A 12,002-nucleotide genomic window follows, 5' to 3' on the forward strand; every position below is an offset into this window, starting at 1 on the left:
CTTGCTAATTTATCAAGTAATACACATATAATTTTTTTGATGTCCATATTTTTTCCTCCTTATTTTTATATTTGAATTAATATTAAAATATATAATTAAAGCTTCAATTAATACTAAATGATTAGTCAATTGTTTCAGTGATCTATTGATTTGAACAATCTTATTTTTTCACTTATATAGTACTATTGTTTAAACATTAAATATATTTTTTTTCGCTGAATGCATATTTATGTTTATATAAGACAAAAAATGTTACTTATTGTGCCATTGTTACCTATAGTGTCATTATTTGATGTAATTTATCATTGGTGATATAAATGAATTTTGGAGAAAGACTTAAAAAATTGTGTCAGGACTATCAGTATACACAAAATACTTTGGAAGAAATTACAGGAATTGATAGAAGTACTATTTCCGCTTATGAATTAGGGACTCGAAAGCCAAGTATAGAAAATCTTGAAACATTAGCAAGGGTTTTTAAGGTAAGCATTGATTATCTTTATTGTAATTCAAATAAACATTTTCTAGATATAACTAACATTTCTGAGACTAACTATTACAAGATTATTGCAATTATAAAAGAAGAAGATTTAAATTTTGAAAAAGATACTAGATTATTTAATAAATAAATTACAAGATAGTGACACTTTAAATGAATATAATAGTGAAATCTTAGTATATGGTCTTGAAGTATTATTGTACAATGGATTTACTGCTTTTTTAGTTTTAGGCATATCACTTTTTTTTAATGAATTGTATTTTGGTACCCTGTTTTTGATAGCGTTTAGTATATTTAGGGTTCTTTTTGGTGGATTTCATGCGAAAACGATTTATAGTTGTACAATAATAATGATAATAATAGTTTTGGGAGTCCATTTTATTAATAAGTTTGAATTTTTTCATTATTATTTTATAACTGCAGTCACATTAATTGTTTATTGTCTAATTTTCTTTATTATGCAAAATAGGTATGTATACAGAAAATGTATAATTGTTATTTTATTTTGTACTATATTAATTTTATGTAACATACCAGATATGTATACTCCTGTTATTTTGGCATTATTTATTGCGGAAATGCTTTATTTTTTTAAAAAATAACTTATTTGCATATAATGTTTTAAAAACCAAAAAAGTATTATTTCTCTAGCATCACCATCACGCTAGTGTGATGGTGATTTTTTTCATTTCAAATTGTTATTTGTTATTGTAATTTAATTAAGAAAAATTAAACGGAAAATTCATATCACATTTAATATTGGTTCATAAAATAGTATTCTTTATTCCTAATGAGGCTACAGAACAAAAGCAGTGTGATATTTTTTGGAAAAAAGTACAAATGAGCGTATTTAAATTCATCTATTGAGTATATTTAATACTATAAAGCATTAAAAGTTTGCTTTTCTAACAGAAAAGATATATGTATTCTGTGCACTATTTTTGCATTTCATATATATAATTAGGTATTTAACAAAAAAATATATATAATAGAAGTATAGATATAATGTAATGTGTACATTGGTAATTTTCTATTTTTTAAACAAGGAGGTGTGGTTATGATTGAATATATATTAATGGGTACAAAAAAACATGGATGTTCAATTGATAATCGTAAAAAGGAAATTATATATTACCAATTGCTAAGTTTGTACGAAAAAATTTTAAAAAAACCCCAGCAATTATTAATTAAATATTCGGATATAAAAAAAATTAAGATATGCTATGGGCTTACTACAGGAGTTCGATTTGATAGTGCACAAATTACTATGGAGGTATTAACAAATAACGATACAAGTTATGATATTCCAGTTACGTATAATTCAACAAAAGATAAAGATATACTTTCATTTATAGAAATACTTAAAAGTTCAAATTTATTAATCGAGGATCCATACAACATTTTCAGTTTATATCCTGAGACGAATCTAGATTTTATAGATTTTATAAAATTTATAAATAAAGAGCATTATCAAAAAGGATAATTACTGCTGGTTTATTAATTGAAAATACAAAGATTTCAAATTCCTTTCTGTATTTTCTTGGATTAATCACTCTATTATTATGGTTATTAATTGATAAATAGCATTTTGATTAAATGACGTGAAAAATTTATTTTTTAGATATAATCAATGTATACAAAATTAAACATTATAAGAACACCACAAATAAAAAAAGTAACTCTAATATAGATAATTTCTCTGTATTAGGGTTTCTGTGCTGAAAATTGAAACCTTTAAAAAAAATGTAGACGTTTTATGCCTACATTTTTTATAAAGTAAATATTTTATATTACAATGTTCAAGATAGAAAATCTTATATATTTTGATTATCTGATTCTTGTAATCTGTCTAATATGTTTAATTGTTGAATAAAATCATCAAATTCTTTATTTTTGTTATGCGTTATGAGGCTTGACTTATAATGTTTAGGTGATTCATTTTCATAGGAAATAATTGTATTTAATAAATGTTCTTTGAAACGAGAGATACTTGAAACCTGTGTTCCTTTAGTTAGTCTGTGCTTTATATATTTTTTAACAAAATAAACAAATTGCTCAAAAAATATATCACGTTTTATAGGATTATTATCAAATAGACTGAGCAATGATTCATGGTCGTGTCCGTTATCTCTATATAAATTGATTGCTGAAAATCCATATTTTATATCTGCTTCAAAAAATGGATTTGTTTTTAGGTACGCTAGTTTATCAAAAAGCCAAATTGCTTCAAAGACAGCTGCATCACGAAGCATCAAACTTGATCTTTTAAATTTACAATCTTCTTCATTTAGCATATTGATATAGTTGACAAATTGGTCAATAGGCAGATATTTGATAGTATAAATATCATTCAAAAAAGCATAAGCAAGATAATGTATATTTGATTCGTGATTTGGTAATAAATCTAATGATACATGTTCTTCTAATAAATCCTCAATTTTATATTGTCCATAATAAATTACTTTTCCTTTTGGAAAGCAATCAAAATCGGGTAAGTATTCTTTTCTTAACAATTTTAAAGATTTTAAAAATTTAAATATATACATATAATTATTCTCCTTTTAACATTTTATAATTATATATTACCTTACTAAATAGTAAATATCTATATAGTAAGGTAATAAATTGTAAATTATTATATTGTAAATATTTTCATATAATAAATACATAGAGGTGATGATATGGAATATGGTCATATTGAATTAAGGATTAATCAGCTTTTAAAAGAAAAGAACATTAGTAAAAATAAAATATGTAAAGATTTGGATCTGCCTAGACCAAATTTTAATAGATATTGTAATAATCAATTCCAAAGGATTGATGCAAACTTAATAGCAAAATTATGTTGGTATTTTGAATGTGGTATAGATGAATTGATTATATATAAAAGTGATTCATAAATTATAAGATACTTAAAGTTTTTTGAATTTAGTGGTATTTAAAAAAATGTATGATTATCTAATTATATGTAAACTTATATGTAAACAGATGTTTGAATTATTTTAGATAATCATACATTTTTAATTTATTTTCAAATGGGTTTCAACATGTATTATATCATGTTGAACTTAATATTTTAATCATATAAAAATATTATATAACTACGAAGTTGTAAATATTATTATTTATCTTGAAGTTGAATTAATTTTAATGGTTAGTATTAAATTTATCTAATGAGCAGGTTGTTTTATGCCAATCTTTTTTTGCATCTACAAATGTGTTAGTCACTCCATCAAAAATTCTTTCAATATAAGAGAATAGAGCACCAACTGCTAATCCATTAGATTTTATTAACTTGTCTAGATATACTTGTAACAACCAATTAACAACCACCCATAAATCTGAGAGAATATTCGTAGATTTTAAAGAAACGTTCCTATGCAAGTCATGTGCATTGTCCGTAAAGGGTTGCACTTGAATATATATTGTTAATCCATATTCAGCCAATTTAACCCATTCACTTCTATGGTTATACATATTATTTAAATATTTTTGTGCTTTTATAATATTGTCATCTGTCATTTTTCTTTTTAAATTTAGTGGATTTTTTCTGACAGTAAAGAATTAGGCTTTTTCCTTCTATTCTGATATCTATCTGCTGTTTCTTTACTAATTCTAATATTTTTTATTCAACATATTTTTATGCCTTTTTAAACATTAACTTATTTATCCCAAAAATAATATATATTATCTAAATTATGATTTTAACAATGAAAATATTAGAGATTTTGATCAATTCAATTATTTTTTATTATGCAATACCCATACTATATTTAATGTCAATTCTATAGTTATGATTATTATAACCATTTTCAAACTGTATAATTAAATCGTCTGTTCTAATCATTGTTTTTTCTTCTCGTATATATTTAACATTTTGTAAGGCACTTACAAATCCTTCATCAATGGTACTTACATCTATTTTTCCATTATGAAAGCTTTTGTGATTTTCATCTGGTCGAAGTATTAAGCATTTTGAAGTTGTTCCAACAAAAAAATAACTTGTTTTCTCTTGGAATGTAAGTACATTGAGATAATTTTTAACAACTTCATTGTCAATATAATATGTTATATTGATACAGCCATCTTCTATGGCATTATCAATGATAAACTTATAAGTTTCCACATTTTTATTTTCATATAATTGATCCATTATGGTTTCTGCTTCAGTTTCTACAGTATAAATACTTATATTTTTCGAAGATGCAGCAATACAAAAATAGCCAATGCACAAAGTTGTTAGGATTAAAAGTGTTTTCTTCATTTATTGTTCCTCCAAAATGACTGATAATTTGATATGTTCTTCGTTATCTTCGTTCCACTGTTCATCACCATGCACCATAACTAATGTAGTATCATAAATAACAAGATCGTTGTCTAATTTTTGACTTAAGCCAATAGGGGTTATCTTATTATTAGTACTAGATTTACATACAAAGTTTTCGCTTTCTTGATTATATTGATTTATATCTAATGTTTGTTTAGAGATTAATTCAGTTCCATTAAATAAACCGACTATGAAATTATAATTATCCATAGTTATATATAAGCTCGTAATAGTTGATGCAGTTGGCATATCCATTTCTAGATAATCAATACTTTCTTGATATTCAGATTTGATAATAATTTTATAAGATGATGAGTGAATACCAATATCATATTTACTAATAAATGTTGAAGAAAATTCATTTTCTTCATTCATTAAATAAATCCCTGATATAGCATTTTCATCATTGCTTATATCAACATGTAGAATTTGATTATCTAAAACAGATGTATTCTTTTTATTTGAAGTTTCTACTGTTTTTTGTTGACATCCAACTAATATAAAAATGATAAGAAACAGTATAGGTATTTTTAAATTCGATTTTTTAGTTACATAATTCATAAAATGCCTTCTTTCATATACATAATTATTTAATGTATTATACAAAATATTCAGTAATTGTGTTTTCTTGTTGATTGAATTTCATCATTGCGAATATTTGTATTGTTATTAACATATATATTACTTTTTCTTCATTAAATATGTGTTAGTATCCTTAAAGTTTGGTTTTAGAATACTAAAAATATCTTATCATAAATTTATATAACTATCGCAATTTTTTGTAAACTTTTTTTGTTTTAATATATAAAAGTTATATTTAAAATGCAAAATAATTTTTTGATAAACAATTCAAGATCCTTTTTTTAGAAAAATATAGTCATCAATAGCTTTGCTAAAGATGACCATATTCATGAGGATATATTTTTTTATTTATATCAATGTTTTTGCATGATATTAATTTTTAAAAATATGATGCTATAAGTTTATACTCCGCCTGCTGCTGCTTGACTCAAGACACCGATTGTTATTAAATATTGTACAACTAAGGCTTGTCCTCCAGGCGTAAAAGCTAGTGCCATTAGTCCAATAATTGTCGCAGCTGTTAATCCAAAAGCAAGCAATTCTTCAACATTAATTTCAAAATTATATTCTGGTTCATAAGTTGGAATAAGTTCAAAACTAATTTCCACAGTAATTTCTTCATCTAATTCATCTGAATCAGGCAAAATATCTTCTGATGTAATAATAAAAGTTAATTTTGGAAATGCTGAAGTTAAATCAACTTTTACTCCTATTTTTCCTGATGTAATTGATACTGCTACTTCTTTTAAATCATCAATTGTAGAGTTAATTATATCAATACCTTCAAAATCACCTAATTCTATACCACTAATTAATCCTTCAATTTCTGCTTCACAAGATGCGGTTAATTTTCCGGTATTGTCAACATCAATTGTAATTGGATTACCATCAAAATTAGTTGCTAGTGTATCTGACACTTCTGCTGTTACTCTGACAGTTAATCCATTTAGTGAAATAGTATCTAATAAAAATTCTTGGTTATAAGTAAGGCTTGCATTACTAACTACATCTAAATATCCTAATGGTTCAAGTACATTATAGACAAACTGATCTCTTTGAATTTCAACCATATTTTCAGAATTGGATTCTGCTAATTGATCAGGTGTTAAATATGGTACTTCATCAAAATTAGAAATTCCTGTATCTCGTCCGGAATATCCTACTTTATCTAAGTCAAACGAAGGTGTTGAATTGAATTGTTCGTTTCCTTTCAATTCATAAAACTGATCAAAAGCCCAGTTTTCTGGAATCGGATAACCTAAATTACAGCTATATCCACTAGACATATCTGCAACAAATGAGTATTTGGCTAATCCTAAATCACTGATGTAAGAACAGATGTATCTTGGAGCATAAATACCAATCTTATAATTCTTGCTATTTGTTGAACTCTTAAAAACTAGGTTTAATTTTTTAAAGTAAGGAACAATAAATGATGTCATTTGATAGCTGTAACAGTCAAAGTCTACTGCAAAGTAGATAACAGTACCTTCTGGAACTCCAATTCGTTTTGCTGCAGAAATTGCAGTATGTGCATCAACCGTTCCTTGTTTTAAATCTTGAAAATAACTTAATTGGTAACCTCCGTCTTGATAGATAGGGAATACTCTTAAACCTGCATTTTTAATATTTTCAATTTCTTCAAAAGTAATGAATTTTCTTCTTGATCCAGCCACTGTCCCAGTTAAATATCTTCCAACAACCTGATAACCGGCTGATTTTAAATCTTGAGCCTGTTGACTATTTAATACAGTTGAACAGTCACACGCTTTTGCAGTTCTGTTTGTATCACCTTTACTTGTTAAAAGTGATTTCATTGTTGAGCAATTTACTTCTCCTGAAGTGACTAATCCAATACCTGTTAATGCATAGAATTCTTGGAACGCAGCTACTTGAGATTTTGTAGTACTATCAAAATTCCCATCAAATCTTCCAGGATCATAACCGTTTAGGTACAATCCGTATTGAACTAATTTATTGTACTTGACATACTCTCCATTTTGACCTTGTTTTAATACAGTAGGGAAATTAGCTGTTGTCTGATCTCCGAAATTAGTTCCATCTAAACTACCAATAAAATCTGTATAAATTCCTTCGGCAGCTTGTAGTGCAGCAATAAGTGCATAGGCAGTAAATCGTGAAACAACGCCATCACAAGGTCCAACACCGATAATATCTGACCAGTCAGCATTTAACTGTTGCTGAATTTGAACGATTTTATCTTTTCCACCACTAGTTTTATTAAACCAGTTCAATGAAACAAGTCCCATCCATACTTTCCAGTCGATAATTCCAGTTACTTCAATGTTTGCATCATCTTGAAATTCTCTTACTGCATTTACACCTGTTGTATAATAAACTCCAGTAATTCCTCCTGCATTATATCCTTTTGCAAATAATGCACACTGTAAAATACATACATTTGGAATTCCTTCATCATCAGCATTCATCTTAGAAATTGGATCTAATGATCTCATTTTAGACAATGTTAAATCACCAACATTTCCAGTTACTGGAGAAATGCCATTTTCAATCTGGAATGCTCTGATAATTCCTTGACATAGAAGTGTTCCTGTTAGTCCATCTTCTTCCAATTTAACCCATTCACTTCTATGTCCATACATATTGTTTAAATATTTTTGTGCTTTTAAAATGTTAGCATCTGCCATTTTTCTTTTCCTCCTGTTTTTCTATTTTGTAGAATTTATACCGGTATGTTTTCTACATTTAAATAATACATCTACCGGAGAACACAATTGTGCTTTTTTTAATTCTCATTAATATAAATTGCTTGATGATATAGCTCCAGTGACTTTTCCGTTTACCCCAATTACTACTCTATCCCCATTGATTTGAATGATTTCATATTCATTATTGAATACAAAACTTGCAATTGATTGCCCATCGTACCATTTTGAATCTGCTTTTACCTTTACTTTATCGCCAACGTGAAATGATTTGTTTTCACTTATTTGGTTATCTTTGACAAATGTATTTATCAGACCGTGATCATAACTGCAATCAAGATTACTTGAACTAATTCCTTCAATATTTTTTAATACACCGTTTTTAGCATTAGAAGTAAACTGATGCAATAAAACATGATTGAAAGGATTATACTGCAATTCATTGTTCCAGGTGTTATAGCCATTATTGTTCCCATAGTTTGCTAACCATAAAGTCCAGGCTGAAAATCCATCATTTGTGAGCTTGGTTTTAAACCAATTTTGGTTGGCATAAATACCAACTGAATATCCCGCATTTTCAATGGCATCACAAAATACTTTAGCTATTTTATAATACATATCATTGCTTAGATTGCCTTGATAATCTGAGAACTCAAGATCATAGTAAATAACATTTACCTGGTACTTTTGACACGCTTTTAGTGCTAAATTTGCTTCTTTTTTTGCTTCTTCTTCATTTCTTGCATAGCAGAAATGATAAGCAAATAGTGGAATATTCAATTCATTAGCCTGTTTTGCATTATTGTCCCACTGTTTATCGATATTCGATGAACTCCATCCATAAGAGCATCTAGCAACAACTCCTGCAATATATTTCTTTGCCTTGCTTAAATCTACTGTTCCATTATGATAAGAAATATCAATAATATAATTACTCATTTTCTTCACCGATACTTTCTATATTTTTAGAAGCAGTTTCTAAACCTTTGATAAGTATTTGAGGAACTTTACATCCTGCATCTACTAGATTTTCAAGGATACTTCTACATTCATTGATGATCAGAGAAGCAAGAACAAACCATCCAAGAAAAATCGTTACAGATAAATCTATACTGATGATTTTTCCTAATTCCTGAAATCCCACAGGAATTAAGAAAGCAATCAATATCATTATCCAATATCCCATTTTTCTAATAATTCCTATCAATGCTACTGATGAGCTTTCTTGATTATTGATTCTTGCTTTTGCCCATCCAGTTAATGTATCGATAATATTCAGTAAAAGATACAGTAAAAATAGAATCCAGTGTTCTCCAAAAAGGGATGTAACGATTGTTAAAATAATAGAATATAACCATTGCATATATTCTGACATCTTTAACATTTATGAATCTCCTGTAAACTTAATTTATTGAGTATATTTTTATATTTTCTAATAACAGAGCTATGATTTGCATAACCAAGCTGAATTGCAATAAAATCAAAGGTCTTTTTATCGATAATTCTTTTCTGAATAATTTCTGCTTCATCTGGCAATAAGGTATTTATCCAAGAATGAACAATATCAATAATATATGAATAATAATGATAGCAATTCTTTTCAAAGTTTGTAGCATTACTTTCACCATTGATTAATTGTTTTCTTTCCAAATCATTCAAATGTACTTTTGCAATAGAGTATAAATTTAGAGTAAGTTCAATTTCTTCACGAGAATAAAACATTCTATCACTTACCCTTCTTTTAGTAATTTGTAAAACGTTTTACAAATAAGATAATATATGTATTCTTAAGCACAATTGTGCCTTTTATAGTGTGGTTTGTTTACAAATTACGATAGTTTATTTCCTATGGGTAATCATTATAGAGAGAGTAAATATGAATTCTACAAACTTATCTATAATATGAAAATTTACTGAAATTTTGACGATAGAATCACATTTTGTTTTGTCGATTTTTAAGTGATAATGTAATATTATGAACATTATTGTCATAAATTATCTTTTGCGATTTTTTAAAGTTTTTAAGTATATAATGTTTATAAAAAAATAATAAAAGGACATGTTTTGAATGCCCTTTTATAAATTCAAGCATGATTAATGACTATTTTAAGTGATAATTAAGCTGGTTGTTTTTTATAACTGGTTAGAAGTTAATAGTAATTAAATGTAAAAGAATAAATACAATGATGGAATTTATACTACAGTAGATTTATTAGTCAATTTTAAGGGTTGTAAAATTTTATTTAGTTGATTTTTTGATTGTTTTTTATTTTATTTATATTAATTATTTGGGCACTGCAAATACTACTCCTTTGCATTTGGTGCGAAATTGGTCTAATGAGTAGGTTGCAGTATGCCAATCTTTTTTTGCATCTGCAAATGTATTGGTCACTCCATCTAGATTTCCTTCTTGAATTGTTATATTCTTTCCATTCCAACCAATAACTATTCCAACATGATTTCTTCCAACACATGAGAATACGGCACCGACTGCTGGTTCATTGGATTTTATAAACTTATCTGGATGTGCCTGTAACAATTGATCAACACATTTCCAACCATCACCAATAAATCCGGGAGAATATCCATAGATTTCATAGAAACGTCCCCAAGCAAACCAAGTGCATTGGCCATAAAGATTTGCTCTTGAATATGGATTGTTGCTACCCCATGCATCCATATTATCAAAATTAGGTTGTTCTCGGTAATTCCCGAATCCTAGCGATACATATCGCATGACATGTTCTACATAATTTGGGTCGCCATAGACATCAGTACCTAGTTCAGCTTTTTTCTGATCTGAGAATACTTTAGCATTGGCTTTAGAATATCCTCCAAAGTTTTTAACTGCCCAGTCTATATAACCATTACCGTAGTTGTAGCCCTGTAAAGCTAAAAAGATATGTTCATTATCAAAGCTGTCCTTGACTTGAGCTGATTTAAAGCAGTCTGACAGATAGTGTATACCTACATCAATGGAGTACTCTGGTTCCTGTATGGCATTAGGCTTATTTGGATACTTTGTATTGTAGGGACATTCTGAACTTTGCATGGGATCAGTTCCTTTTCCACCAGATTCCTGCATCATGACTGCCTGTATGATTGGAATATAATCTTCCATTTCATATTGCTTAGCATATTTTTCTATTGTATCAGTGTAAGCCAATACTTCTGCACTTAGTGGAGCATTTGTAGAGCTAACAGATGAATTATCAGATAGGGCTGCAAAAACACCAATAAAAAGAAGGAGTACAAGTAATAATATGAGAGATATTCCAGCACCTATTAAATTGGAAACACTGAGTGCTGTTCTTCTGATGAATGTAAGAGAACCTTTTAGGGTTTTCATGGCTGATTGAGTGCCTTTTTTGATACGATTGCTTTTTTTTGAAGAATCTTTTATCTGTTTATAATTTTTTAATTTAACAAAACTTTTTATCTTATGTTGATAAGTCTTTTGATTAGCTGTTTCTTTTTTGATAGCAATATTTTTATTTTTAATTGGCAAAGACTTTGAATATTTTTTTATTTTTAAATCTTTTTGTACAGTTTTTCTTTTGTTAAGAGTATTGTTTTCAGATACTGCTTTATCTGATTTATGCTGAGAAGAAGATGATGGGGTAGGGGTATAAACATTTTGATTCTGCCTTTCAATAATCTTATTCTTTTTTCTTTTGACATATTGTTTTTTTGCATTTTTTATTGATTGTTCTTTAACATTGTTTATAGCTTTTTTACCATTTTTAGATACATGATCAACAGCATATGTGTTCTGTGTCTCTTTTTCATCAGTATTACTATTTTCTTTTGAGTGTATAGTAATATTTTTAATATGCTTTCTTACATCCACAATTTTGTCTTTGCTTTTAATTTCCATGTTTTCTGTTTTTTTCTTGATTTCATTCAT

The 12,002-nt window shown here is 27.4% G+C and carries 13 protein-coding genes; 4 read left to right on the plus strand and 9 right to left on the minus strand.

Annotation, left to right across the window (positions count from 1 at the left end; all coding sequences use genetic code 11):
• Positions 1 to 317: 317 nt before the first annotated feature.
• The 3 genes from B5E75_RS10505 to B5E75_RS10515 all read left to right on the plus strand — a co-directional run bounded on the left by B5E75_RS10505 (position 318) and on the right by B5E75_RS10515 (position 1,982).
• A complete protein-coding gene (locus tag B5E75_RS10505; RefSeq protein WP_087359018.1) occupies positions 318 to 629 on the plus strand; it encodes a helix-turn-helix domain-containing protein in 312 nt (103 codons plus the stop codon).
• A complete protein-coding gene (locus B5E75_RS15085) occupies positions 598 to 1,101 on the plus strand; it encodes an accessory gene regulator B family protein (protein WP_162607681.1) in 504 nt (167 codons plus the stop codon). Before B5E75_RS10505 ends, B5E75_RS15085 begins: the two co-directional genes overlap by 32 nt.
• A gap of 455 nt (positions 1,102 to 1,556) precedes the next feature.
• Positions 1,557 to 1,982 (plus strand): hypothetical protein, encoded by a 426-nt coding sequence (locus B5E75_RS10515; RefSeq protein WP_087359022.1) that lies wholly within the window; start codon positions 1,557 to 1,559, stop codon positions 1,980 to 1,982.
• A gap of 331 nt (positions 1,983 to 2,313) precedes the next feature.
• Here B5E75_RS10515 and B5E75_RS10520 read toward each other — a convergent pair whose 3' ends face one another.
• Positions 2,314 to 3,045 (minus strand): hypothetical protein, encoded by a 732-nt coding sequence (locus tag B5E75_RS10520; RefSeq protein WP_206413983.1) that lies wholly within the window; start codon positions 3,043 to 3,045, stop codon positions 2,314 to 2,316.
• A 135-nt stretch (positions 3,046 to 3,180) separates the two neighbouring features.
• Between B5E75_RS10520 and B5E75_RS10525 the strand changes: the two genes are divergently transcribed.
• The gene (locus B5E75_RS10525; RefSeq protein ID WP_087359024.1) at positions 3,181 to 3,399 is read left to right on the plus strand and encodes a helix-turn-helix domain-containing protein; all 219 of its coding nucleotides are present in this window, start codon (positions 3,181 to 3,183) and stop codon (positions 3,397 to 3,399) included.
• 247 nt (positions 3,400 to 3,646) lie between these two features.
• On the opposite strand, the gene B5E75_RS10530 is transcribed toward B5E75_RS10525, so the two are convergent.
• The 8 genes from B5E75_RS10530 to B5E75_RS10565 all read right to left on the minus strand — a co-directional run bounded on the left by B5E75_RS10530 (position 3,647) and on the right by B5E75_RS10565 (position 12,002).
• On the minus strand, positions 3,647 to 4,021 hold the full coding sequence (locus B5E75_RS10530) for a hypothetical protein (protein ID WP_087359026.1): 375 nt from the start codon (positions 4,019 to 4,021) through the stop codon (positions 3,647 to 3,649).
• A 229-nt stretch (positions 4,022 to 4,250) separates the two neighbouring features.
• Positions 4,251 to 4,763 carry a hypothetical protein gene (locus tag B5E75_RS10535; protein WP_087359028.1) on the minus strand — a complete coding sequence of 171 codons (513 nt, stop codon included), beginning with the start codon at positions 4,761 to 4,763 and terminating at the stop codon, positions 4,251 to 4,253.
• Positions 4,764 to 5,387, minus strand: coding sequence for a hypothetical protein (locus B5E75_RS10540; protein WP_087359030.1), 624 nt, complete (start codon positions 5,385 to 5,387; stop codon positions 4,764 to 4,766).
• Between the two features lie 422 nt (positions 5,388 to 5,809).
• The gene (locus tag B5E75_RS10545; RefSeq protein ID WP_087359032.1) at positions 5,810 to 8,077 is read right to left on the minus strand and encodes a glycoside hydrolase domain-containing protein; all 2,268 of its coding nucleotides are present in this window, start codon (positions 8,075 to 8,077) and stop codon (positions 5,810 to 5,812) included.
• A 108-nt stretch (positions 8,078 to 8,185) separates the two neighbouring features.
• The gene (locus B5E75_RS10550; RefSeq protein ID WP_087359034.1) at positions 8,186 to 9,034 is read right to left on the minus strand and encodes a GH25 family lysozyme; all 849 of its coding nucleotides are present in this window, start codon (positions 9,032 to 9,034) and stop codon (positions 8,186 to 8,188) included.
• Positions 9,027 to 9,479 carry a phage holin family protein gene (locus B5E75_RS10555; RefSeq protein ID WP_338037076.1) on the minus strand — a complete coding sequence of 151 codons (453 nt, stop codon included), beginning with the start codon at positions 9,477 to 9,479 and terminating at the stop codon, positions 9,027 to 9,029. The genes B5E75_RS10550 and B5E75_RS10555 overlap by 8 nt, the downstream gene beginning before the upstream one ends.
• A complete protein-coding gene (locus tag B5E75_RS10560) occupies positions 9,473 to 9,817 on the minus strand; it encodes a hypothetical protein (RefSeq protein WP_087359036.1) in 345 nt (114 codons plus the stop codon). Before B5E75_RS10560 ends, B5E75_RS10555 begins: the two co-directional genes overlap by 7 nt.
• A 562-nt stretch (positions 9,818 to 10,379) precedes the next feature.
• Positions 10,380 to 12,002 carry a lysozyme family protein gene (locus B5E75_RS10565; RefSeq protein WP_087359038.1) on the minus strand — a complete coding sequence of 541 codons (1,623 nt, stop codon included), beginning with the start codon at positions 12,000 to 12,002 and terminating at the stop codon, positions 10,380 to 10,382.

The sequence above is a fragment of the Massiliimicrobium timonense genome, assembly GCF_002160865.1.
In the GTDB taxonomy this organism is placed as follows: Bacteria; Bacillota_I; Bacilli_A; order Erysipelotrichales; family Coprobacillaceae; genus Allocoprobacillus.